The organism is Pseudomonas umsongensis (assembly GCF_002236105.1).
In the GTDB taxonomy this organism is placed as follows: domain Bacteria; phylum Pseudomonadota; class Gammaproteobacteria; order Pseudomonadales; family Pseudomonadaceae; genus Aquipseudomonas; species Aquipseudomonas umsongensis.
The window spans coordinates 1-24,501 of record NZ_NIWU01000009.1; the positions used below are offsets into that span (position 1 = coordinate 1).

A 24,501-nucleotide genomic window follows, 5' to 3' on the forward strand; every position below is an offset into this window, starting at 1 on the left:
CCGGTTTAGCCGCGCTGGGCCAGGGACGGCCCATCGCGGCGACCCACGGAGCAATGCCGGAGAGAGGGCATGCCGAGCCCAAGCGAGGCACCGAGTGGTGGGGCAAAGCCTTTTGCTTCCTTTTTGGTGTTTGAAAAAGGGAGTCGCTGTAAAAGCGAAACCATAAGTGGCCGTTACCGCAGCAATGGATATGTACTCCGACAATAAATCTCACATATAGCTTCCTGTGACGCTTCGCATCACCGTTGCGCACGGCTCAATTAACGCGTCGTCAGTGGAACGCGGAGCGTCCCTGGCGGCATTCCCACGCAGAGCGTGGGAACGATCAAGAGCCAGTTGAGGGCATGCACTCAACCATAGAATTCCCCACAGGGATACGCGCCCTGCAGGAGCCGTCGCACGGATCAGAAATCGCGCTTATAAAAGATATCCAACGAACTGGCCACGCCACCCGCGGCCTCAAGGTAGACCTTCTTGCTCAACTTGTAGCGCAAGGCAATGGTGTTGGCCGGTTCGAACACACCGACGCCATAACGCAGGCTGAGCTTCTCGGAAAGGTTGCCGCTGGCGACCACGCTGGTGGCGTTGCCACTGCCCTCGGTGTCGAGCTGGAAATCCTCGATGCCCAGATTCTTCGCCAGGCCGCCGGTCACCCCGGAGCTGCCCATCAGGCCCAGGCCGAGCGCAGCCTGGGCGAGCATGTTGTTGTCCTCACCGTTGCTGCTCAGTGGACGCCCCAGCACCAGGTAGGACAGCGCCTGTTCCTGGGCCAGGGCCGGTTCCGAGAAAATCTGCGTGGTCGGTTGCTCGGCGCTGCCGCTCAAGCGGATGCCGGCGATCACATCGTCGGTCTGGCGGATCGCCTCGATGTCCAGGTACGGCTGGTCGATCGGACCTGCGAACAGCAACCGCGCCCGACGCACCGTAAGCCGCTGGCCGTAGGCGCGGTAACGGCCGTCGTTGAGCCATAGCTCACCACGGGTGTCCATGTTGTCACCGATGTGCACATGCCCCTGCACATTGGCAGTCAGGCCAAACCCTGCAAAGCTCAGCTTGTCTTCGCCGACCACCACATCGATGTCCATTTTCATCGCGAGGGGTGGTTTGCCCTCTTCGGTCTGCTGCCCGATGATCACCGTGTCATCGGACACCTTGACCGTCGATGGCGGCAATTCTCGAATGGTGATGTCACCCTTGGGCACCCGCACTTTGCCGGCGATGGCCAGTTCATCCCCCTTCATCGAGATTTTCAGGTCCGGGGCCACTTCGACTTTGGCGTAGGGTTCGACGCTGACCGGCAACTGCGAGCCCTTGAGCGCCAGGTCCACCACCAGCGCCTGGCCCCAGGCGACATTGCCATTCAGGCTGCCCTGCCCGGCCTTGCCGCTTTTCCAGTTGCCGTTGAGCTGCACGGATTCGCCCGCGATCAGCGCCTGCAGTTGCAACGCTTGAATCTCCATCGGCAATTCGGCGCCGGAAACCTCACCGTCGCTGAGCAACAGATTGCCATTGACCTGCGGCGCCAGCAGGCCACCGGCAATCGTGCCGCTGCCATTCAAGCGACCGGACAGTTTCTCGACCATGGGCACAAAGGGTCGCGCCACCGACACGTCCAGGCCATTCAAGCGGAACGTGCCAGTCATTGGCTTGTTCTTCGGCAACGGGTTGATCTGCGCCTGCACCCTCAATTCTCCGAGCTTGCCACCGACAAAATCCAGCTCGGTATCAATGCGCTTGGGCGTCAGCTGGCTGGTGAGTTTCAGCGTCTGGTAGGGGAAGTCCAGCCACTGATCTTTCTCGCGCATACGCAACGTACCACCGCTGGCATCGATGCTGATCACGCCGTTCGGGCCGCTGGCCGGCAGGTCCAGTTGCACGTCGGCGTTGAGCCGGCCTTGCCATGCGAAATCCTTGGGCAGCCACTGGGCGAGGCTGTCGATGGGGAATTGCTTGAGGTGGTAACGCAACTTCGGCTCGGGCATCAAGCGCTGGTCTTCACCACACAAACTGGCCGGGCCGGACGCCCAGCAATGAGCGCCGAAACTGATTTTGCCGTCCGCTAGCCGCTCCAGCTTGGCCGGACCTTGCAACCTCCAGTCCTGGCCACCGGCCTGGATATCGCCGCTGGCCAGGCGTCCGCGCCAGTTGCCTTTGTCCAGTGCACCGTCGAGGCCAAGGGCGAGCTTGAGCTTGGGCCCTTGCAGGTCGAGGCTCAGTTTCTGGTTCTTGATGTCGCCCTGCCCGCTGGCAGTCAGCGTGCCCAGCGAGGTATCGCCCGCCTGGATGCCGCTGCCCTTGAGGTCGATTTTCGCCCGTTGCGCGCTGTCGAGTGTCGCATCGAGGTTCAGGCTTTGCAGGCGGTTGTCCTGGAAAGCCAATTGCGTGCCTTGCAGCCCGAGCTTGCCTTGCGGCGCCTTGAGCGTGCCGGCGACATCGACCCGGCCATTGATCTGGCCACGCAATTGCGGCCAGAGCTGGGCCAGTCGCGCCAGCTTGATGTCGATCTGCCCGGTGAGTTTCTGCTGCAGGCTGCCCTTGCCGTTGATGCTGTTGTCGCCGAGGCGAATCTGCAGGGCCTTGAGGTTCCATTGCTCGCCACTGCCATCGGCCTTGGCTTGCAGGACGGCTGGCTGGCCGCGCAGCTTGCCCTTCAGGTCCAGGTCGGCGCTCAGGCTGAGCGTTTCGTTCTTCATCTCGCCTTTGCTGCGCAACGGTCCGGCCAGGGTGCCCGGCAGTTCCGCGACCCAGTACGCCGGGTCGATCGCGGAAAGATCCAGCGCGGTATCCCAGGCGATGCCGTCGGCGAACTGCAGGTTCAGGTGCCCTTCGGCCTTGCCCTGCCCGGCGACGAGCTGGATCTGTTGCAGGTAGACTTTCGTCAGGTCGCCGGCAAACGGGCTGGTCAGGCTGAAGGCCCCGGCCGGGCCATCCAGGGCCGCATCGAAGTGCCCCAGGTAGTTGCCGTCGGTGTAGGAGACGTCACCGTTGAAGCTGCGCAGGGCCACTTGGGGTTCGTCGATCAGCGGGTAAAGACGGTGCCACGGGAAATCCAGCCAGGCGACTTTGGCATCAGCGCTCAGGCCCTTGCTCCAGTCCAACTGGCCGGTAAGCTTGAGACTTTGCTTGTCGTTGGCGGTCAGGTCCAGCGCGGCGATTTGCGCGCCGTTGGCGTCGACCTTGCCTTGCAGCGCCAGCCCGACCGGACCTTGCTCGGCAGGCAACGTGGCCTTGCCGACTAATTGATAACCGTTTTTCAGGTCACCGGCGCCGGTCAGTTCAAGCTGATTGAGTTGCAGGGTGTCTGGCAAGTCAGCGCTGGGTTTGAAGCCGTCAGCGGAGATACGCAAGGTGGCCGGCAGGTTTTCCACCAAGGGTTGCAGTTGGCCGGTCAGTTGGCCACTGAGATAGCCGCTGCTGTCGGCTTTCAGGTTAAGGGTCTTGAGCAGGTCACCGTCAATCTTCAGCGCCAGCGCCCAGGGTCCGCTGCCGGGTGCGGGCAGGGTGAGCTTGCCCTCGGCCTTGAGCGGCCAGTTGCCGGTCGGTTGCAGCAGGCCAGACAAGTGCAGGCTCAGCTCATCGCGCTGCAATTGCACCGAGTCGATCTGCAAGCCGTTGGCTGTCCAGTGTGCCGCCAGTTGCAAGCCCTTGAGTTGTTCGCTGCCGTTGAACAGCAGACTGCCAACCTGGATATCCCCCAGTTCGAGCGCCAGGGGCAGTTTCAAGTCAGGAAGACTGATCGGCCCACTGCTCTCCTCTTGCGCGTCGGGCGGCAATTGCAGGCTGACCCGATCAGCCTTTAATTGCCCGATGCACAAGGTCATGCGCGTCAGGCACAGCGGCGACCAGGCGAAGATGACCTTATCCAGTTCGACCCGGCTGGTGTCTTGCTGCCACAACACATGATCGGCGCTCCATTGCCCACCCAGGCGACCCTGGAAATTGTCCAGGCTCAAACCTGGCACGAACCCGAGCGCCCAGCGACTGCCCGTCGCAGTGCCCAGCACCGTGGCCACTGTCAAAACCACCAGCATCAGCATCGCCAGAACGGCCAGCAGCGTTATTTTCAAGCCACGCTTCACAGCTCGGGCCCCATGGAAAAGTGCAATCGAATGCCGCCATCGTCGTCCAGCGCATGGGCCAGGTCGAGGCGGATCGGCCCCACCGGAGAGATCCAGCGCACGCCGATGCCGACCCCGGTCTTGAGGTTTGGCAGCTCAAGTGTATTAAAGGAGTTGCCCTGATCGACGAAGGTCGCCACGCGCCATTTTTCCGCAACGGAATACTGGTATTCGGCGCTGGCGGTGACCATGTAGCGCCCACCAATGCGATCACCCTGATTGTTCTCCGGGGACAGGCTTTGATAGTCGTACCCCCGCACGCTCTGATCGCCACCGGCGAAAAAGCGCAATGAAGGCGGGATCGACTTGTAGCCGTTGGTGGCACTGCCGCCGACCTGCACCCGGCCGAGCAAGCGGTGCTTGTCGAACACCGTGGTCAGGCCTTTGACCAGCGCGGTGCCGTACAGCAAGTTGTTATCCGAACCCAGGCCTTCCTTGGCGACCTTGCTTTCGAACTGCAGGCGATAACCGTTGTGCGGGTCGATGCGGTTGTCGCTTTTGAGGTACGAGTAGCTCACACCGGGCATCAGTAGCGTACTGAGGCCGGAATCGTCGCCGAGTCGGTATTCCTCGCGCTGCCACTTGAGCGAAACCACCCGTTGCCAGCCGCTGGGCAACTTGCTGTGCCACTCAGGCCCCACAGTCAGCAATTTGCTGAGGCTGTCCTTGTCAGCGATTTCTTCGTTCTGATAACCACCGGCGAAGCGCAGTTTGTCGGTCAGCGGAGGGTCCAGGGGAATGTCGTAGAACACCCCGACGTTTTGCCGCGGCGCCGAGATTTCGGTCTCCCAGCCATAACTGTGACCCTGGGGGTTGACCCAGTGCCGAGTCCAGTTGGCCTTCACCCGTGGACCGACGTCGGTGGAGTAGCCAAGGCCCAGGCCCATGGTGCGTGGCTTGCGGGTTTCGAGCTTGACGTCCACCGGGATCACTTCGTCCTTGGACGCGGTCGGCGCCGCGTCGACCCGCACGCCTTCGAAATAGCCGCTCGATTGCAGCGCCTGGTTGAGTTCGGCGATCAGTTCGGAGTCATACGGCGTACCCGCCTTGAAGGGCACCATGCGCTGCAGCAGGTCTTCGTCGAATGGTGTGTCGCCTTCGAAACTGACCTTGCCCAGCGAGTAGCGCGGGCCACTGTCGTAGACCAGCTCGATATCGGCCACGCCAGCGCGCGGGTCGACCGACAACTTCTGACGGGTGAAGTGGCCGCTGAAAAAGCCATAGCGCGAGGCCTGGTTCTGGATCAGGCGCTTGGCGTCCTCGTACTGTCCGTGGTTGAGGACCGCACCGGTTTGCAGGGCATGGCTCTTGGGCACGCGAAAGGCCTTGAGGCTGGCCGCCGGGCCGTCGACGCGGATCGTGACGTTGCGCAAATGCACCGGCTCGCCGGGCTCGATGGTCAGCACCAGGCGCGGTGTCTTGCCCGCCTTCACTTCGCTGTCGATTTGCGGCTGGTAGTAACCCAAGGCCTGGGCAGCCTTGCGCGCCTGTTCCTCGGCGCCACGACTGAAGCGCAGCAAGGCCTCTTCGTCACGATCGCCGAGACTGCCGATATAGCCCTCTATATTGGCCTTCAGTGCATCGTTGGACGGTTTGATCCGCACATCCAATTCACTTTGCGCCAGCGCCGCGCAGCTGGTAATCAGCATCAGCACGCCACTGGTAATTCTTCCTGGAAACTTCATAGGCGCGGATGCTATCACGAGCGTGGAGCGTGATAGAGCCTGGCGTGCACGGAAAGTTCGACCTCAAGCTGTTGCGGAATGTAATACCTGCGGATTGGCGTGAAAAAACACGTGCTCGCGAATCGGCCCCACGGCCACCTCGCCGATTTCTTCATAGCCCTGGCGCTTATAGAAGTCCAGGTAACGAGGGTTGCCGGTGTCGAGAATCACGCCCTGGGAATTTTCATCCACCGCGCACCAGTTATGCACCGCCTGCAGCAGTTGCTCGCCAAAGTGCTTGCCCTGGAACTGTGGGTGAACCCCCAGCAACGGCAGCACGTGCACCGAGTCGTTCGGCACGCAGGCAGCGACGGCGTCGTGGTACTCAAGGTAGCGGCGGGTGCAGCGAAAACCGGTACTGAGCACCATGCGCAGGCGCCAGGCCCAACTTTCAGTCACACCCAGGCGCCGTTGCGGTGGCGCGATCAGGGCAATGCCGATCAGCCGGTCATTGACCAACAGGCCGATGGCCGGCAACTCCTGGAAAAAATGCTGCTTGACCAACTCGCGCACGGTGGCACGCACCCGTTGTTCATAGCCGGGACGCTCGGCTTCGAACAGATAGCTGAACGTCGGCTCGTGGCGATAGGCCTGGTATAGCAGCGAGCGGGCTTCACGGGAGTAACCACTGTCGAGCATGTGGATATCGGCAATGGCGGTCGAGGTTTCAGGCATGACGGTCGTTCTCCCTGGCGCAGCTCGCACGGCTGCGCTCTTGATGTTACGAGCTCATTTGGGCTGACGCAGTTCCTTGCTGATCGCAAATCAGTGTAGGCAATGAAATCCCGTTCGTCCCACCGCGCACTGGCTCCCGTTGCACATGTCAGCTAGCATCGCCTTTTTGCCAGGACTGCCGAGCATGAAGATCGTCTCCTTCAACATCAACGGGCTGCGCGCTCGCCCGCATCAGCTGGCGGCGCTGATCGAAAAGCATCAGCCCGATGTGATCGGGTTGCAGGAAACCAAGGTCCATGATGATCAGTTTCCACTCGAAGAAATCAAGGCTCTGGGCTACCACGTGTATTTCCATGGGCAGAAGGGTCACTACGGCGTCGCCCTGCTCTCCCGTCAGGAACCACTGGCACTGTACAAGGGCTTTGCCACTGATGAAGACGATGCTCAGCGACGCTTTATCTGGGGCACCTTTGCCGACGCCAATGGCGTGCCCGTGACCATCATGAACGGTTACTTCCCACAAGGAGAAAGCCGCGACCACCCGACCAAGTTCCCGGCCAAGCAGCGTTTCTACAGCGACCTGCAGGCGCTGCTGGAAAGCCAGTTCAAGAACGACCAGCCACTGGTGGTGATGGGCGACGTGAATATTTCCCCGGAAGACTGCGACATCGGCATCGGCCCGGACAACATGAAACGCTGGCTGAAAACCGGTAAGTGCAGCTTCCTGCCGGAAGAGCGCGAGTGGATGCTCAGGCTGAAAAACTGGGGCCTGGTGGACAGCTTCCGCCACCTCAACCCGGATGTTGCCGATCGCTTCAGCTGGTTCGACTACCGCAGCCGCGGCTTTGAAGACGAGCCCAAGCGCGGGCTGCGCATCGACCTGATCCTGGCGTCCCACGGGCTGCTGCCACGGATCAAGGACGCAGGCGTGGACTATGAACTGCGCGGCATGGAAAAACCTTCGGATCACGCGCCGATCTGGTTGGAGTTGAGTTAAAAACCGCTGCCTGTTTGATCGTTCCCACGCTCTGCGTGGGAACGATCAAAGCATGGGGGGCAGACAGAGCTGTCATCTTTCGGAAATCTTTCTGACTTATTCTCCCGGCACTTCCCTTGGTCTTGAAAGGTGCCGGCATGTCGCTACGCGGTTTGCTCCTGTTGATCCTCTGCACCTGGCTGCCGCTGTCGGTGGCGGCCAGCACCTTGCCGATTCCTGGGCAAGGTCCGGTGTTGCGTATCCAGGGCTCCAACACCATTGGCGCGGCACTGGGGCCGGCGCTGGTCGAGGGCCTGATGCGTGAGCAGGGTCTGCTCAAGGTGCACAGCGAACCGACGGACCGGCCCAATGAATCACGTATCGTCGGTGAAACCGAACAAGGCCGCCGGGTTGAAGTGCAACTGGCGGCCCATGGCTCCAGTACCGGATTCAGCGCGTTGAAAGCGGCCAGTGCCGATCTCGCCGCCTCTTCCAGGCCGATCAAGGACAGCGAACTGGTCAACCTGCAACCCTTGGGCGACCTGAAAAGCGCCAACGCCGAACAAGTCATCGCCATCGACGGGCTGGCAATCATCCTCCATCCGCAAAACCCGTTGAACACCCTCGCCACCGAGCAACTGGCGCGCATTTTCAGCGGTGAGGTGAAAACCTGGGAGGAGCTCGGAGGCCACGGCGGGGCCATCCATCTCTATGCGCGCGACGATCAGTCCGGCACCTACGATACGTTCAGGGAACTGGTGCTCAGTGGTCATGGCAAAACCCTGAGCGGAAGCGCAAAACGATTCGAGTCCAGCGAACAATTGTCCGACGCAGTCAGCCAGGACCCGCACGGCATCGGCTTTATCGGCCTGCCGTACGTGCGCTCGGCCAAGGCCGTGGCGATTGCCGACGGCCAGTCCATGGCCATGCTGCCACTCAACAGCCTGATTGCCACGGAAGACTACCCGCTGTCCCGACGCTTGTTTTTTTACCTGCCACCCAAGCGCTACAACCCTTGGGCCGAAGCACTGGTGGCCTTCGCGCAAAGTCAGAAAGGCCAGGCGATCGTCGCGGCCAACGGTTTCGTCGCCCAGACGATCCAGGCCATGAGCGTCACGCCGAATGCGTTGATGCCCGAGGGCTACCAGGCACTGAGCCGCCACGCCATGCGCCTGACAGTGAACTTTCGCTTTGAGGAAGGCAGCGCCAGCCTGGACAACAAGGCCCGACAGGACCTGTCACGGGTCCTCGACTATATGAAGCAGCACGAAAAGACCGATCGCCGGGTAACGCTGGTCGGGTTCGGCGATGCCAAGCTCGATCCGGCACGCGCCGACCTGCTGTCCAAGCTGCGGGCCATGGCGGTGCGCCGCGAACTGGTGAAAAGCGGCGTGGTACTGCGGGACATTCGCGGTTTTGGCGCCGAAATGCCGGTGGCGGCCAATAGCGAGGATGAAGGACGGATCAGGAATCGGCGGGTCGAGGTCTGGGTCTACTAAGGCTGCCAGGCCAGGTCCTCGCGCAAATCGAACCTGGCCCGAAACGCCATCAGCCGAGCAATTTCTCCAGTTGCGCCACGGTATCGACGGCGCCCATGGTTTTGGCAGCATCCAGCGCGGTAATGCCATTGGCGTCCTTGGCTTTCGGGTCGGCGCCTTTGCTGATCAGGTAGTCGACGACTTCGACACGGTTGAACATCGCGGCCATCATCAACGCGGTGCGGCCGTCGAATGACGAGCCCTCGACCTGGGCACCGCCTTCGACCAGGGCCTTGATCACGGCCAGGTCGCCCTTGAATGCCGCGCCGGCAATCGGGCTCTGGCCGTTGTCGTTGCGGATTTCCGGATCAGCCTTGTGCTCAAGCAAGACTTTTACCGTGTCCACGTGGCCGTGGTAAGCGGCCAGCATCAGCAAGGTGTCGCCCTTGTGATTGCGCAGGTTCGGCGGCAGGCCCTTGCTCAGCAGCGCAGCCATCATGGCCGCATCACCCTCGCGCGCCTTGTTGAAGACCTGTTCGGCAAACTCGGCGGCTTCTTCGGGGGTCATCTGGCGGCTTTTGTCAGACATTGAACGCTCCACTTTCAGTTTTTCGCAAAGCCGATAGTTTCCCGACGGTGCTCGCCACTGTCACTTGTTTTTTCTGTTGCGCGGCCATAGCCCAATTCAATAACGCTTCTTTCAATAACGATGCTTGCCACCCTGGATGTCCGCCAGCACCTGCCCGGTGACCTGCACATATGTCTCGGTGCCCGGCAACCAGGCGTAGATCGGGTCATCGCCGGTCCTGCCAGGGTCGAAGGCTTCGTCCTTGAGCCGAGTCTTCTGGTATTTGAAGGTCCCGGTGATTTCCATTTTCACCTTCACCCGCAGGAACAGCGGCACCGCGTAGGCCGGCAGGTGCTGTCGGGCGAACGCCAGCAGCTCGCCGAAGTCCAGGGTTGCCAGGGATTCCGCTGGCGTGATCGCCGCCATCCCGGCCCGGCCATTGGTGTTGCGCACCTCCACGCCATAGGCAACGGCCTCGGAAATGTTCGGGTGCTGCAGCAGGATGTTCTCGACCTCGGTGGTCGACACGTTTTCCCCCTTCCAGCGGTAAGTGTCGCCCAGGCGATCGACAAACTGTGCGTGACCGAAACCGATGTTGCGCAACAGGTCGCCGGTGTTGAGGTATCGATCGCCCTTGGCGAACACGTCATGCAGCACGACTTTTTCGGTGTTATGCGGATCGGTGTAACCATCGAGCGGCGCCTTGTCGTCGATCCTGGCCAGCAGCAACCCCTGCCCGCCTTTGCCGACCTTGCGCATGAACCCATTGGCGCCACGGATCGGCACACCGCTGTCGTGGTCATACTCGGCCAGTTCCCAGGACATCAGGGAAAAGCCCACGGTATTGTCGAAATTGAGGATGTTGGTGAAGCCGATGTTGCCGTCACTGGCGGCATACAACTCGCAGATGTGCCCGACCGCGAAGCGCGTCTTGAATTCGCCCCATGCGCCGGGACGCAATCCATTGCCGATCATCTTGGTCACGCCGTGTTTGCCGTCGTCGGCACTGGCAGGCTGGTCGACCAGGTAGCGGCACAGCTCCCCCACGTAGCCCAGGGTGGTCGCCCGGTACTTGCGCACATCGTTCCAGAACTGGCTGGCGCTGAACTTGCGGCGGATGGCAAACCCCGACGCCCCGCTGATGGCCGAGCCCCAACATACGCACAGGCCGGTGGCGTGATACAGCGGTAACGTGCAGTAGACGATGTCTTCAGGGTGCATATCCAATGCGATCATGCCGAAGCTTGCGCAACTGCGCATCCAGCGCCCGTGCTTGAAAACCCCGGCCTTGGGCAGCCCGGTGGTGCCCGAGGTATAGATGTAGAAACAAGGATCGTCGAAAAAGATCTGCTGGCTACTGGCGGGATTGTCGCTGCAGGCATCGACGCTGGCTGTCATCAGGTTGACGAACCCGTCGGGCGCGATGCCGGGATGGCTGTAGGTGTCCTGGTCGGCGACGAACCAGGTACGCGCCATCTCGATCGGCACCCGCTCTCGGACCGCCAGGTAGGCCGGCACCAGTTCCGCACCGACAACGATGGCCGCCGGTGTCACCAGGTGCAGGCTATGGACCAGGGCATCGCGGGTTTGCGAGGTATTGAGCAAAGCACTGATGGCACCGACCTTGGCCACCGCCAGGATGGTCACCAGCAATTCCGGGCGGTTCTCGATGAAGACCGCCACCACGTCACCCTTGCCAATGCCTTGGGCAATCAGGTGGTGGGCGATGCGATTGGCCCAACGGTTGACCTGGGCATATGTCAGCTGCACCTCGCCGTACAGCAAGGCCGGGCCTTCGGGGTTACGCAGGGTAGCCTGCTCGAAGCTCCAGCCCAGGCCACACGCTTGGGTCGGATCCTTGACGTTGGCGACCTTCATGCCCTTGACCACGCGAGGAATCGCTTTGGCAATGGAAGGCAGCTTGCGGAGCATCATGCCCCAGGTGATCGTGTCGTGCTGCGTGCGGCTCATGGCTGATCCCGTTGGCTCTTCTTATTGTCGGGCGGCATTGATTGACCCCGAAAATACGTCAACGGTTCTGCGGCTGTACACGCGGTTTTTGAAATGTTTTGTATCCGCGACACCCACGTTTGAAATCGTGAGCGCGCATAAGGCAAATGGTTCCATTGAAGCGCCGACGACCACGCAAAATGCAGGATGCACGATAGCCATTCATGCAGATTGCACGAAACCAAAAATCATCATCTTTTATATGTCATTGTTTTATATGATTATTTTAGAAAGCGACATACTGGCACAATCACTGCAACAGTCTCCCCATGCTTGCCATTCAAGAGCTAACGGAGCTGACAGACATGAGCCTCATCCAAGAAAAATTTTCCTCCTTGTTCTCCAACTTCGACGTCACCACCCAGGACCGTCCTGATGGCGGCATCCTGCTGACCCTGCGCTGCGAGGGTAGGGAATTCAAACGCTCGATCTCCTACCAGCAACTGCACAATGGCGATCAACTTTCGTGGGTCATCAGCGCCATTCGCCGCGACCTGGCCGAACAGGCTAGCGAGTTGCCACAAATCTCCCTGCTGCAAAGCCAGCAGCGCTTTGCCCTGCCGACCTATCATTCGCTGTAAGGTCGCGCCGCGGTAAACCAACAGGCCGTGCAAGCTTTCGCTTCACGGCCTGAGTTGTGTGGGCAGCCAACAGCTTTCAATCATCCATTCGCGGAAATCGCCCCGCGTTGTCGACGTCGGTGAAATTGGCCACCCAGGGTTGGCTGCTGGACAGACGAATCGCCACCACATAGGGCTGTTCGCCGATGTCCAGCCACTGCCGGGTGCCGGCCGGCAGCACAATCAGGTCGCCTTTCTCGCACAGCACGGCGTAGACATAGTCCTCGATGCATACAGACAACAGTGCACTACCCGCGCTGAACAGCATGACTTCGGTTTCGTTCTGGCGGTGCTCGGCGAAGAAACTCGCGCGTATCGACTCTTTTTGCGGGTGATCGCGGTCGAGGCTGATCACATCGATCGCGCGCAGCCCGTGTTGGGTCATCAGTGTATCGATGGGCGCCTGGCAGGCGCTGATGACATCTTCGTGGCTGGCACCGGGGCGGATTTTCGCCGTGGCTTGCCAATGGTCGAAGCGTACGCCCTGCTCGGCGAGGGTCGAGGCAATGTCTTCGAAATGAGTCAGCACCTTGTTGGGTACGTCGGGACTGGAAACGTGATAAACGGACAGGCTGCTCATCAGGACAACTCCTTAAGGGTTCAAGAGGGAACGCGTGTCCTCTTGCATTCGTGTGGCAATGATAACGGCTGCGGCCAACGCGGCGAGGCTGGCAATACTAAAGGTTAAGGGGGCGCCAAGGGCCGTCCAGCTGTAACCGGAATACAGCGCGCCCATTGCGCCACCGGTGCCGGCCAATGCGGCGTACCGCGCTTGGCCCTGCCCTTGCTGGCGTGGGCCGAAGCTGCGCTGCACGAACTGGATGGCCGCGGCATGAAAGCTGCCGAACGTCGCCGCGTGCAGCACCTGGGCAAACAACAGCACCCAGAGAAATTCGGCCAGCGAACCGAGCAATAGCCAACGCAACGCCGCCAGCAGAAAACTCGCCAGCAGCACGCGCCGTACCGAGAAACGCGCAAGAATGCGGCTCATCGCCATGAACATCAGCACTTCAGCGACCACGCCGACGGCCCAGAGCATGCCGATAACGCCCCGGCTGTAGCCCAGTCGTTCGAGGTGTAGCGTGAGAAAAGTGTAATAGGGCCCGTGGCTCATCTGCATCAACGCTACGCAGGCGTAAAACGCCAACACCCCGGGGCTGCGCAGTTGCGCGAGGAAACCGTCGCCGCTCAATCGCTCGCCCTGGACCGGCTGGGCGTTCGGCACCCACAGGCTGCTGAGCACGATCCCGGCCATGACCAGCACCAGCGCCGCCGGGTAAATGTCCAGGCTGAGCCATTCGAACAAGCGCCCCAGCGCGACCACGGTAATGATGAAACCAACCGAGCCCCACAGGCGAATCTGGCTGTAGCGGGAGGTCTGGCCTTGCAGGTGCGCTAGCGTGATGACTTCGAACTGCGGCAGCACCGCGTGCCAGAAGAACGCGTGCAAGGCCATGACCATCGCCAGCCAGGCGTAAGTCTGGCTGACGAAAATCAGCGAAAACGTCAGCAACGTGCACACGGCGCCGAAGCGCACGATGGCCAGGCGCCGCCCGGTGTAGTCGCCGAGCCAGCCCCAGATGTTCGGCGCTACGCAACGCATCAGCATCGGGATGGCCACCAGTTCGCCGATGCGCGCCGCGGAGAATCCCAGGTGATCGAAGTACAGCGCCAGAAAAGGCGCTGTCGAACCGAGCAGGGCGAAGTAAAACAGATAGAAGCTGGACAGCCGCCAGTACGGGAGCGCCGTCACCGCTGGCTTAGATCTGGCCCAACACCGGCGTGCTCACACGTACATCGGCGTTCTGGCCACGGTGACGCAGCAGGTGGTCCATGAGCACGATGGCCATCATGGCTTCGGCGATCGGCGTGGCACGGATGCCGACGCAGGGATCGTGGCGGCCTTTGGTGATGACGTCCACCGGGTTGCCATGGATATCGATGGAACGGCCCGGCGTGGTGATGCTGGACGTTGGCTTCAACGCCAGGTGCGCGACGATCGGTTGGCCGGACGAGATGCCGCCGAGAATGCCGCCCGCGTTATTGCTGAGGAAACCTTGCGGGGTCATTTCATCGCGGTGCTCGGTGCCACGCTGGGCGACGCTGGCGAAACCGGCGCCGATTTCCACGCCCTTGACCGCGTTGATGCTCATCAGCGCATGGGCCAGCTCCGCATCGAGACGGTCGAAAATCGGCTCGCCCAGGCCTGGCATCACGCCTTCGGCGACCACGGTGATCTTCGCGCCGACCGAATCCTGGTCGCGGCGCAACTGGTCCATATAGGCTTCCAGTTCCGGCACTTTGTCCGGATCGGCACTGAAAAACGCGTTCTGCTCCACCGAGTCCCAGGTCTTGAACGGAATTTCAATCGGGCCAAGCTGGCTCATGTAGCCGCGAATGACGATGCCCTGGGTCGCCAGGTACTTCTTGGCAATCGCACCCGCAGCCACGCGCATCGCGGTTTCCCGGGCCGAACTGCGGCCGCCGCCGCGATAGTCGCGTTCGCCGTATTTGTGGTGGTAGGTGTAGTCGGCATGGGCCGGACGGAACAAGTCCTTGATCGCCGAGTAGTCCTTGGACTTCTGATCGGTGTTGCGGATCAGCAGGCCAATGGCGCAGCCGGTGGTGCGACCTTCGAATACCCCCGAGAGGATTTCGACTTCGTCGGCTTCCTGGCGCTGGGTGGTGTGACGGCTGGTGCCGGGCTTGCGGCGATCCAGGTCGCGCTGCAGGTCCTCCAGGGAAATCTCCAGCCCCGGCGGGCAGCCATCGACAATGGCGACCAACGCCGGGCCATGGCTTTCGCCAGCGGTGGTGACAGTGAATAGCTTGCCGTAGGTATTGCCGGACATGCAGGACGCTCCGTGAAATGAACCTGAATACGTAATGCGCGCCAGTATACGCAGGCTATCCAACTAGTTCATCCTCGAACCTTATGGTTGCCTGCGAGTCCAACCGGCACCCTTTGATGATGGCCCGACAATGCTGCGAGTTCTTGCCTTGAGCCTTACCCTGATTTCCGGCTTCGCCCAGGCCACTGTCCTGCAGCGGCCAATCTCCCTGGACACCGGCACCGGCGAGCTTTTCGGCTCGCTGCTGCTGCCTAAATCCGACACCCCGGTGCCTGTTGTCCTGATCATTTCCGGTTCCGGCCCGACCGATCGTGACGGCAACAACCCCGAAGGCGGGCGCAATGACAGCCTCAAGCGCCTGGCCTGGGTGCTGGCCAAACACAACATCGCCAGCGTGCGCTACGACAAGCGCGGCGTCGCGGCGAGCCTGGCGGCCACCCCCGACGAACGCAACTTGTCGGTGGAAGCCTATGTGGCCGACACCGAAGCCTGGGGGCGAAAACTCAAGACCGATCCGCGCTTCGGCCAGCTGATCCTGTTGGGCCACAGCGAAGGGGCCTTGATCGCCAGCCTCGCGGCGCCCAGCGTCGATGCGGCGGCGGTGATTTCCGTGTCCGGCAGCGCCCGACCGATCGACCAGGTCCTGCGCCAGCAACTGGGCAATCGCCTGCCTCCTCTGCTGATGTTGCGCAGCAATGAGCTGCTCGACAGTCTCAAGGCCGGGAAAACCGACGACAACGTGCCACCGCAACTGCAAGTGATATTCCGTCCGAGCGTGCAGCCGTACCTGATTTCGCTGTTCCGCCAGGACCCCGCCGCTGCATTCGCGAAGTTGAAAATGCCGGCACTGATCATCCAGGGCAGCAATGACATCCAGGTTGGAGTCAATGACGCCAAACTGCTCAAGGCGGCCAAACCGGACGCCGAACTGGCGCTGATCGAAGGCATGAACCACGTGATGCGCATCGTGCCCAACGACGTCAAACGCCAGTTGGCCTCCTACAAGGATCCGAATTTGCCACTGGCGGCGGAGCTGGGCGCGCGCATCCTCGGATTCATTGACGGGCTTCGCTCCAGCTAATTTGCTCTCCAGTCTTGTCGAAAACGGCCGATAAGCCTTTGTCGCCAGCGTACTGGCTGGCGGCAGTCGAGCTTGGACAGGATCTCGCCGTTATGACCGATACCCAGACTTCACCCGACACCACCGCTGAAAAAGACGTACCGCCAGCGGTCGAGCTGCCTTGGGCGGACGTCCACGTCGAGCACCACAAGATGCTCCGCCTGGCGCCGCTGCAGACGGACCGAAATACCGGTGGCCGGCCCCTGCGCTTTGTCGAGTTCGGCTACGCCGAACGCAACGACAAGCTGCGCAGCCTGATGCGCATGAGCATCTCCCTGCCCGGCCAGCGCGTGCGCAAGGAACAGAATCATTTGGACGTATGGGTCGACCACGCGGAAAAACGCGTGCATTTCGGCCCCGACAGCGGCCTGCAAATCGAACCACTGAACCGCGGCATCGGCCGCTTCATGGCCGCCCACGGCATCAACTGGGCGAAGAAAAGATGGCCTGGCTACACCGTCGACGGCACCGACCTCAACAACAAGGACGCACTGAACGAAGACACGCGCCTGCGCCGCGATCACTTTTTGCGGGTGCACGGGTTCGACGTGGTCTATGCCGATGCCCAGCATTTGAAGGGCAGCGTCAAGGAGGTCAGGGTCGGCGACCTGTTGAGTGACTGGAACACCGAGAAAGTCCAAGTCGTGGAAATTCTCGAGGCGGCGCAGATGCTCCAGCAAGCCGAGCAGAACCTGGCCGAGCAGGAAGTCAAACTCAAGAAACACGAGGAGAAGGTCAGCAAATACAAGCGTGAAGACGCCGGTTTGCGCTTCACCATTACGTGTTTGGTGGCGTTTGCGGTGTTTCAGGCGGGGTTACTGATCTGGATTGCTACGCACCGGTAGCGGCTGATCGTTCCCACGCAGAGCGTGGGAACGATCTGAGTGCAGGTCAGACGCGGGAGGCGAACAGGGCCTGATGATCGCGGCACTGCTCAGCCGTCAGCATGAACACGCCATGCCCGCCACGCTCGAAGTCCAGCCAGGCGAAGTCGACCTCCGGGTACAACGTCTCGACGTGCACCTGGCTATTACCTACCTCGACAATCAACAAGCCCTTCTCGGTCAGGTGATCCGCCGCTTCGGCGAGCATGCGGCGCACCAGGTTCAAGCCGTCATCGCCACAGGCCAGGCCCAGTTCCGGTTCGTGCTGGTATTCGTCCGGCATGTCGGCGAAATCCTCGGCATCGACGTACGGCGGGTTCGACACGATCAGGTCGAAGCGCTGCCCTGGCAAGCCATCGAAACCATCGCCTTGCACGGTGTAGACACGCTCGTCGACTCCGTGGCGCTCGATGTTCTGGTTCGCCACCTCCAGCGCTTCGAAGGACAGGTCGGCCAGCACCACTTCAGCGTTCTGGAACTCGTAGGCGCAAGCGATACCGATGCAGCCGGAGCCGGTGCACAGGTCGAGAATTCGCGCAGGCTCGGTGCCCAGCCAGGGTGTGAACCGGTTTTCGATCAGTTCGCCAATCGGTGAGCGAGGAATCAATACGCGCTCATCGACGATGAACGACATGCCACAGAACCAGGCTTCACCCAACAGATAGGCGGTCGGCACGCGGTCTTCGATCCGGCGCTTGAGCAGGTTCTGCAGGTGCGCCACTTCGTCTTCTTCCAGATTGCAGTCCAGGTAACTGTCGGAGATTTCCCACGGCAAGTGCAGCGCACCCAACACCAATTGACGGGCTTCGTCCCAGGCGTTGTCGGTCCCATGGCCGAAAAACAGATCCTCCCCATGGAAGCGGCTGACGGCCCAACGGATATGGTCACGCAGGGTACGAAGGCGGGAAGTGATCACGACGGTAAACTCCAGAAAAATCGACGGGCGATTCTACCAGTCAAACGGCGTCCCGACGACGCAGGAAATACACCGGGACAAATGTAGGAATTATCTGGTTTTATCGCCGGCTATTGAACAAAACTCAATACTTGACAACGCTGTAAGCCAGTAACGACGGTGCCTACGATGGTAGCGATTCACAGAAGCGCTCAGCCAGAGGACAATGTCGCAAAAGCCCCACCCGAAGGAGCCCCAGAATGTCCGTTCCACAAACGATGTTTCAACTCAGCGGCCGCGGTTATGCAGCAGCCAAACTGAGTCATGCGACCCTGATCATCATCGATGCCCAGAAAGAATACCTCAGCGGTCCCCTGGCCCTGAGCGGCATGGATGCGGCGGTCGCGAACATCAAGAAATTGGTGACTGCCGCCCGCGCGGCCGGCCGGCCGATCGTGCATGTCAGCCACCTCGGCACCGTTGGGGGGCTGTTCGATCCACGCGGCGAGCGCGGCCAGTTCATTCCAGGGCTGGAACCGCTGGCCGGGGAAATCAAGATCGAGAAAATCCTGCCCAGTGCGTTCCATGGCACGGACCTGAAAAAACGCCTGGAAGAACTGGGCTCGGTGGATCTGGTGGTGTGCGGCTTCATGAGCCATTCCAGTGTCAGTACCACCGTGCGGGCAGCAAAGAACCTGGGTTTCCGCTGCACCCTGGTGGAAGACGCCTGCGCCACCCGAGACCTGCCGTACAAAGGCGGCGTCCTGAGTGCCGAGCATGTGCAGCAGACCGAAATGGCGATCATGGCGGACAACTTTGCCGCCCTCGCCCTGACCAACGACCTGGTCTGATCGGCGGTTCATGAGCGGTCCATGCCGCCGCTCATCCGCAAAAGCCTCTCATATGCCGTAAATGTCTTAGCCTCAGGAACATCCCGGTCAACTTCCGGTCGAAGGGCCGATACCCATTGAGGAAGGTCGGAATGAAGTTATCCGATGGTTTTGACGCTCGCCGTTTACGGCCCAAAGGCCAAAGCAACTGGCGTTTTCGAATCGGCGCAGCCTTCGCTGCCTTGCTGGCGACCTGCGGCGTGCTGCTGGCGATGGCCGGCACCGCCAGCCTGTTCGGCCATGCTCCGGCCCTGGGCGAGTTGAACACCAACCGGGCGGGCGCGGCAGTGATCCTGGTGATAGGCCTGTTCGTGCTGTACCTCGGCATCTGGCTGTGGCGCCGCTGCCGCCGCCGCTCGCGTCAGTCGAACGCACTGAACATCTCCCCGCACCTGATGAAAAAACACGACTAAGCGCAAGTTGCAGCGCGATGCCGCACGTTTTCTCGCGCCCGATTCGCTTCGAGTTGGGTAAACTGGCCACCCTTCGCGGAGGCTGACATGCAAGACGACGATTTTTCCCTGTTCAAAAGTGCGATCCAAGGCGTCAAGCCGATCAAGCACGATCGCGCCGAAACCGGCAAGCCCAAGGCGGACCGCGCGCACATCGCCACGTTGCGCCAAGCCGCCACCGTGCGTACCGATGCCACCACTGTTGACGGGCTGTCCGATCAGTTCGTCATCGACGTCGGCCCGGAAGACGAACTGATGTGGGCACGCGACGGCGTGCAGGAAAGCCAGATGCGCAAGCTCAAGATCGGGCAGATCCCGTTCGAGGGCAGCCTTGACCTGCACGGCATGAGCGTGGAAAAAGCCCGGGAAACCCTTTGGGCATTCCTGGCTGAAGCGACAAAATTCGAAATCCGCTGCGTACGTGTCACCCACGGCAAAGCCGTGCGCCTGGACGGCAAGCGGCCGATGATCAAGAGCCACGTCAACACCTGGCTGCGCCAGCATCCACAGGTACTTGGCTTCACCTCGTGCCAGGCCAGGCATGGCGGTGCCGGAGCCGTTTATGTGATGCTCAAACGCACCATGATGGAAGGTCGCGACGAGTAAACCTGATGCGCCGCGCTTGCAGCGCCGTGTCTGCCACCGTACCCTTGCCCTTTGCGTAAAATCCCACAGGTAGTTTCATGTCCCTGGAACAGAATTACACCGCGATCCTTGGCCAACTGGGCGAGGATCCCTCCCGCGAGGGCCTGCTCGACACGCCAAAACGTGCCGCCAAAGCCATGCAGTACCTCTGCCGCGGTTATGAACAGACACTGGAAGAGGTCACCAACGGTGCCTTGTTCAGCTCCGACAACAGCGAAATGGTGCTGGTCAAGGACATCGAGTTGTACTCGTTGTGCGAACACCATCTGCTGCCGTTCATCGGCAAGGCCCACGTGGCCTACATCCCGAGCGGCAAGGTACTGGGTTTGTCGAAAGTCGCGCGTATCGTCGATATGTACGCCCGCCGCCTGCAGATCCAGGAAAACCTCAGCCGCCAGATTGCCGATGCAGTCCAGCAGGTCACCGGCGCCCTGGGCGTTGCCGTGGTGATCGAGGCCAAGCACATGTGCATGATGATGCGCGGTGTGGAAAAACAGAATTCGACGATGATCACCTCGGTGATGCTTGGCGAGTTCCGTGAGAACGCCGCGACCCGCAGCGAGTTTCTCAGCTTGATCAAGTAATTGGCGGTACGAAGAGAACCGGCTTTCATCGCCGGTTTTTTTTCGTCTTGAAAAAATCAGGTAAGCTGCGCGCCTTTCTCATTAGCACCGTGAGGCTTCAACGTGTTCGTAAAAGCGCTTCGTGTCGGCCTTGGCCAACTGATCATCTTCATCGACTTCATCACCCGTCCAGGCAAGAAGCAGCGCCCTGCCGCCGCTCAGGCTCAGGTCGAAGCTGCCGCCAGGGGCCTGACCCTGTATCAGTTCCATGCCTGCCCGTTCTGCGTGAAAACCCGCCGCACCCTGCGCCGCCTGAACGTGCCGGTGGCCCTGCGCGACGCGAAAAACAACGAACAGGATCGCCAGGCCCTGCTTGAGCACGGCGGCAAGGTCAAGGTGCCGTGCTTGCGTATTGAAGAAAATGGCCAGACGACCTGGATGTATGAGTCCAAGGTGATCATTGATTATCTGGATAAGCGTTTCGCTGCAGCCTGATTTATTTGTGGTGTTCTGACTGACGCTTTCGCGAGCAGGCTCGCTCCCACAGGGAACTGGTTGCACAGATTCAATGTGGGAGCGAGCCTGCTCGCGAAGAGGCCGGCACAAACACTGCAAATCCCAGACAAAAATAAACCGGCCCCATGGCCGGTTTATTCATTTCTGCCCAGCCCTCAGGCCGCTTGCGCCGCCTGCACCTGTCGCACCACCTGCGCCAGTCGCTTGATCCCCTCCTCCAGCCGCGCCGGGTCAATGTGGCTGAAATTCAACCGCATGTGCCCGTGATGATTATCCGGCTCAGGGAAGAACGGCTCGCCCGGCATGAACGCCACGTCGTGGGCCAACGCCCCATCGAGTAGCGTACGGGTATCCAGCGGCTGTTTGAGCGTCAACCAGAAAAACAGCCCGCCCTGGGGCACATTCCAATCCGCCAAATCGGCAAAGTGCGTTTGCAGCGCCGCCTGGAATGCATCGCGCCGCACGCGGTAAAAACCACGCAACTCACTCAGGTGCTGCTGGTAAGACTCGCTGCCGATCCATTGCAACGCTTGCCACTGGCCGACTCGATTGGTGTGCAAGTCCGCCGACTGCTTGAGTTTCAATAAGTGCGGGAAAAGATCCGGGCTGGCGATCAGATAACCCACGCGTAGACCCGGCAGCAAGGTTTTCGACACCGTGCCGGTGTAGATCCAGCTGGATTTTTTCAGGCGTCCGGCAATCGGTTTGGCGCTGCCGCCGTCAAACGTCAGCTCACGGTAGGGTTCGTCTTCGATCAAGGTCACGCCGAACTCATCCAGCAATCCGGCGACCGCCTCGCGTTTGGCTTCGCTGTAACGCACCGCCGATGGATTCTGGAAGGTCGGGATCAGGTAGATGAACGCCGGACGATGTGTTTCCAGGCGCGAACGCAGCTGCGCCAGGTTCGGCCCGTCGGCTTCCAGCGGCACCGTGAGGCAATCGGCGCCGAACAGCTGGAAGATCTGCAGTGCCGCCAGGTAGGTCGGTGCTTCGAGCAGCACTTCGGTGCCTTTGTCGATATAGAGCTTGGCGGCCAGATCGAGGGTTTGCTGTGAACCACTGACCACTAACACCTGACTCGCCTCGCATGGCACACCCAGCACTCGAGCCTGTTGCGCCAGGGCTTCACGCAAGGCCGGTTCGCCTTCACTCATGCCGTATTGGCCCATGGACACCGGCATCCGCGCCCATTCGACTTTCGGCAGCATGGCTTCGGCCGGCAAGCCCCCGGCGAACGACATCACTTGCGGACGCTGGGCGGCAGCGAGGATTTCACGGATCAAGGAACTTTTAAGGCGCGAGACACGTTCGGAAAAAGCCATGGGGGTCACCAGTAGCGAGGCCAGGGAAAAATGAGTCAAACTTATTGACCGAAATTACGGCATCACCAACGGATACGTCAACATGATTGACCTTAAAAGCCCGATTTCTCAACAGCAGGCCATGGAAGCGTTTTTCTTCGGCTACCAGGCCTTCACCGCCAAGGCCGATGAAATGCTCGAGCGCCGCGGCCTGAGTCGGGTGCATCAGCGCATTGTGTTTTTCATTGCCCGCTACCCGAACCTTAGCGTCAAGGAGTTATTGGTATTGCTGGGCGTGAGCAAACAGGCGTTGAACATGCCCTTGCGCCAACTGCTGGAGATGCATTTGGTCAACAGCGTGGCGTCCGAGACCGACAAGCGTAAGCGGCTGCTGGAGTTGACCGAGGACGGCGCGCGGTTTGAACAATCGCTGCGTCGTGAGCAGGTGAAATTGTTGGAGCGGGTGTTTGCCGAGGCGGGTGAGACGGCGGTGAATGGGTGGCTGGCGGTGAATATGGCGCTTGGTGAGAACCAGCAAAAAATCTGAGTACCACAAAAGCTTCACGAGCAGGCTCGCTCCCACAGGGGAATGCGGTCCCTTGTGGGAGCGAGCCTGCTCGCGAAGGTACCAGAGCGGGCGATATATCCCTATTGCCAAACTTTTCGTCTACAAAATCAAAAACATTATTTGCATTATTTGTATACAAAAGCATAATCCACTTCGTGCGAGTTCCTGACCTATTGGTCAACAAATTCGCAAGTGCCTCAAAGGGCCGCTGCCACCCTCATGGGTCCGGCCCTGGAAATAACAATAAAACTCTTGAGGAGTACCTCGCTGTGGAAAGCCGCAAATCCGAAGCATCGACGCTGGATCTCTCGCCGCCTTTACGCAATGGCTGGCTGGAGCGCATCTTTAAACTCAGCTTGCATGGCACCACGGTGAAGACCGAGTTGATTGCCGGTCTGACCACCTTCATCACCATGGCCTACATCATCTTCGTCAACCCCAACATCATGGCGGATGCCGGCATCGACCATGGCGCGGCGTTCGTCGCCACCTGCATTGCCGCCGCCCTGGGCTGCCTGTTGATGGGCCTGTACGCCAACTGGCCGGTCGGCCTGGCACCGGGCATGGGCCTGAACGCTTTCTTCACCTACACCGTGGTCGGCACCATGGGCTACAACTGGGAAACTGCACTGGGCGCGGTGTTCGTCTCCGGCGTGCTGTTCATGATCCTGACCTTCTCGCGCATCCGCGAATGGCTGCTCAACAGCATCCCCGTCAGCTTGCGCTACGCCATGGGCGCTGGTGTGGGCCTGTTCCTCGGGCTGATCGGCTTGAAAACCGCAGGCATCGTCGTCGATAGCCCGGCCACCTTGATCAAGCTCGGTTCCCTGCGCGAGCCTGGCCCGCTGCTCGCCGCCGTGTGCTTTTTGATGATCGCCATCCTCAGCTACCACAAGGTGTTCGGCGCGATCCTCATCAGCATCATCACCGTGACCCTGGCCGGTTGGGGCCTGGGCCTGGTGCACTACGAGGGCATCATGTCGGCCCCGCCGAGCCTGGCCCCGACCTGGATGGCGATGAACGTTGCCGGCGTGTTCAACGTCAGCATGATCAGCGTGGTGCTGGCCTTCCTCTTCGTGCACATGTTCGACACCGCCGGCACCCTGATGGGGGTGGCCCAGCGCGCCAACCTGGTGGGCGCTGACGGTCGCATCGAAAACCTCTCGCGAGCCATGAAAGCCGACAGTGCCTCCAGTGTCTTTGGTGCGGTAGTGGGCGTTCCGCCGGTCACCAGCTACGTGGAAAGTGCCGCGGGCGTAGCGGCGGGTGGTCGGACTGGTCTTACCGCAGTGACCGTAGGTGTGCTATTTATTGCGGCCATGTTCTTCGCGCCGCTGGCCGGGATGATCCCCGCCTATGCCACGGCCGGTGCGCTGATCTATGTGGCCATGTTGATGATGGGCGGCATGGCCCACATCGAATGGGACGAGGCGACCGACAGCATTCCGGCGATCGTCACGGCAATCATGATGCCCCTGACCTTCTCGGTCGCCGACGGCATCGCGCTGGGCTTCATCACCTACGTGGCGCTGAAGGCCGGCACTGGCAAGTACAAGGAAATCTCCGTCAGTCTGTGGGTGCTCTGCGCAATTTTCATTGCCAAGTTCATCTTCTTGTAAATCTCGGCGGTACGCGCGTTAAACCAG

General features: G+C 60.8%; 21 protein-coding genes and 1 pseudogene. 12 read left to right on the forward strand and 10 right to left on the reverse strand.

Annotated features, from left to right (window positions below; all coding sequences use genetic code 11):
• Positions 1-404 precede the first annotated feature (404 nt).
• From PSUM_RS28370 to PSUM_RS28380, 3 genes are all read right to left on the reverse strand, one after another.
• Complete coding sequence (locus tag PSUM_RS28370) at positions 405-4,079, reverse strand: translocation/assembly module TamB domain-containing protein (protein ID WP_083348705.1); 3,675 nt, start codon at positions 4,077-4,079, stop codon at positions 405-407.
• A complete protein-coding gene (locus PSUM_RS28375; RefSeq protein ID WP_083348704.1) occupies positions 4,076-5,803 on the reverse strand; it encodes an autotransporter assembly complex protein TamA in 1,728 nt (575 codons plus the stop codon). Before PSUM_RS28375 ends, PSUM_RS28370 begins: the two co-directional genes overlap by 4 nt.
• A 63-nt stretch (positions 5,804-5,866) precedes the next feature.
• The gene (locus tag PSUM_RS28380) at positions 5,867-6,517 is read right to left on the reverse strand and encodes a GNAT family N-acetyltransferase (RefSeq protein ID WP_020800047.1); all 651 of its coding nucleotides are present in this window, start codon (positions 6,515-6,517) and stop codon (positions 5,867-5,869) included.
• A 184-nt stretch (positions 6,518-6,701) separates the two neighbouring features.
• Here PSUM_RS28380 and xthA point away from each other — a divergent pair, with 184 nt between their 5' ends.
• Both xthA and PSUM_RS28390 read left to right on the forward strand, forming a co-directional pair.
• Positions 6,702-7,514, forward strand: a complete 813-nt coding sequence (gene xthA / locus PSUM_RS28385; protein WP_020800046.1) for an exodeoxyribonuclease III — start codon at positions 6,702-6,704, stop codon at positions 7,512-7,514.
• A 137-nt stretch (positions 7,515-7,651) separates the two neighbouring features.
• Positions 7,652-8,992 (forward strand): phosphate ABC transporter substrate-binding/OmpA family protein, encoded by a 1,341-nt coding sequence (locus PSUM_RS28390; RefSeq protein ID WP_083348703.1) that lies wholly within the window; start codon positions 7,652-7,654, stop codon positions 8,990-8,992.
• Positions 8,993-9,041: 49 nt separating this feature from the next.
• Here PSUM_RS28390 and PSUM_RS28395 read toward each other — a convergent pair whose 3' ends face one another.
• Together PSUM_RS28395 and PSUM_RS28400 are read right to left on the reverse strand one after the other, a co-directional pair.
• On the reverse strand, positions 9,042-9,560 hold the full coding sequence (locus tag PSUM_RS28395; protein ID WP_020800044.1) for an ankyrin repeat domain-containing protein: 519 nt from the start codon (positions 9,558-9,560) through the stop codon (positions 9,042-9,044).
• A gap of 111 nt (positions 9,561-9,671) precedes the next feature.
• Positions 9,672-11,510 (reverse strand): long-chain-acyl-CoA synthetase, encoded by a 1,839-nt coding sequence (locus PSUM_RS28400; RefSeq protein ID WP_020800043.1) that lies wholly within the window; start codon positions 11,508-11,510, stop codon positions 9,672-9,674.
• Between the two features lie 344 nt (positions 11,511-11,854).
• On the opposite strand from PSUM_RS28400, the gene PSUM_RS28405 reads away from it, so the two are divergent.
• A complete protein-coding gene (locus PSUM_RS28405) occupies positions 11,855-12,130 on the forward strand; it encodes a DUF3509 domain-containing protein (protein WP_020800042.1) in 276 nt (91 codons plus the stop codon).
• Positions 12,131-12,206: 76 nt separating this feature from the next.
• Here the strand turns inward: PSUM_RS28405 and PSUM_RS28410 are convergent, their stop codons facing one another.
• The 3 genes from PSUM_RS28410 to aroC are packed head-to-tail and all read right to left on the reverse strand — an operon-like array spanning position 12,207 to position 15,021.
• Positions 12,207-12,749 (reverse strand): acireductone dioxygenase, encoded by a 543-nt coding sequence (locus PSUM_RS28410; RefSeq protein WP_083348702.1) that lies wholly within the window; start codon positions 12,747-12,749, stop codon positions 12,207-12,209.
• 12 nt (positions 12,750-12,761) lie between these two features.
• Positions 12,762-13,922 carry an MFS transporter gene (locus PSUM_RS28415; protein ID WP_083348701.1) on the reverse strand — a complete coding sequence of 387 codons (1,161 nt, stop codon included), beginning with the start codon at positions 13,920-13,922 and terminating at the stop codon, positions 12,762-12,764.
• A 7-nt stretch (positions 13,923-13,929) separates the two neighbouring features.
• Complete coding sequence (gene aroC, locus PSUM_RS28420) at positions 13,930-15,021, reverse strand: chorismate synthase (protein WP_020800039.1); 1,092 nt, start codon at positions 15,019-15,021, stop codon at positions 13,930-13,932.
• 83 nt (positions 15,022-15,104) lie between these two features.
• Between aroC and PSUM_RS28425 the strand changes: the two are divergent.
• Positions 15,105-16,102: pseudogene (locus tag PSUM_RS28425) on the forward strand (alpha/beta hydrolase).
• 92 nt (positions 16,103-16,194) lie between these two features.
• A complete protein-coding gene (locus PSUM_RS28430) occupies positions 16,195-16,986 on the forward strand; it encodes a hypothetical protein (protein ID WP_020800037.1) in 792 nt (263 codons plus the stop codon).
• Positions 16,987-17,032: 46 nt separating this feature from the next.
• On the opposite strand, the gene prmB is transcribed toward PSUM_RS28430, so the two are convergent.
• Positions 17,033-17,941: a 50S ribosomal protein L3 N(5)-glutamine methyltransferase gene (gene prmB, locus PSUM_RS28435; RefSeq protein ID WP_020800036.1), complete on the reverse strand. Its 909-nt coding sequence runs from the start codon at positions 17,939-17,941 to the stop codon at positions 17,033-17,035.
• A gap of 239 nt (positions 17,942-18,180) precedes the next feature.
• On the opposite strand from prmB, the gene PSUM_RS28440 reads away from it, so the two are divergent.
• The 5 genes from PSUM_RS28440 (at position 18,181) to PSUM_RS28460 (ending at position 20,965) form a co-directional block, all read left to right on the forward strand.
• Positions 18,181-18,771: a cysteine hydrolase family protein gene (locus PSUM_RS28440; RefSeq protein ID WP_020800035.1), complete on the forward strand. Its 591-nt coding sequence runs from the start codon at positions 18,181-18,183 to the stop codon at positions 18,769-18,771.
• Between the two features lie 131 nt (positions 18,772-18,902).
• Positions 18,903-19,223: a hypothetical protein gene (locus tag PSUM_RS28445; RefSeq protein WP_020800034.1), complete on the forward strand. Its 321-nt coding sequence runs from the start codon at positions 18,903-18,905 to the stop codon at positions 19,221-19,223.
• An 87-nt stretch (positions 19,224-19,310) separates the two neighbouring features.
• The gene (locus PSUM_RS28450) at positions 19,311-19,868 is read left to right on the forward strand and encodes a Smr/MutS family protein (RefSeq protein WP_020800033.1); all 558 of its coding nucleotides are present in this window, start codon (positions 19,311-19,313) and stop codon (positions 19,866-19,868) included.
• Between the two features lie 77 nt (positions 19,869-19,945).
• Positions 19,946-20,491, forward strand: coding sequence for a GTP cyclohydrolase I FolE (gene folE, locus PSUM_RS28455; RefSeq protein ID WP_020800032.1), 546 nt, complete (start codon positions 19,946-19,948; stop codon positions 20,489-20,491).
• 102 nt (positions 20,492-20,593) lie between these two features.
• The gene (locus PSUM_RS28460) at positions 20,594-20,965 is read left to right on the forward strand and encodes a glutathione S-transferase N-terminal domain-containing protein (protein WP_020800031.1); all 372 of its coding nucleotides are present in this window, start codon (positions 20,594-20,596) and stop codon (positions 20,963-20,965) included.
• A gap of 176 nt (positions 20,966-21,141) precedes the next feature.
• Here the strand turns inward: PSUM_RS28460 and PSUM_RS28465 are convergent, their stop codons facing one another.
• Positions 21,142-22,308, reverse strand: a complete 1,167-nt coding sequence (locus tag PSUM_RS28465; RefSeq protein ID WP_020800030.1) for an aminotransferase-like domain-containing protein — start codon at positions 22,306-22,308, stop codon at positions 21,142-21,144.
• An 82-nt stretch (positions 22,309-22,390) separates the two neighbouring features.
• Between PSUM_RS28465 and PSUM_RS28470 the strand changes: the two genes are divergently transcribed.
• The gene (locus PSUM_RS28470; RefSeq protein ID WP_020800029.1) at positions 22,391-22,834 is read left to right on the forward strand and encodes a MarR family transcriptional regulator; all 444 of its coding nucleotides are present in this window, start codon (positions 22,391-22,393) and stop codon (positions 22,832-22,834) included.
• 290 nt (positions 22,835-23,124) lie between these two features.
• Entirely contained in the window at positions 23,125-24,474 is a 1,350-nt protein-coding gene (locus tag PSUM_RS28475; RefSeq protein WP_033044696.1) for an NCS2 family permease, read from the forward strand.
• Positions 24,475-24,501: the final 27 nt, after the last annotated feature.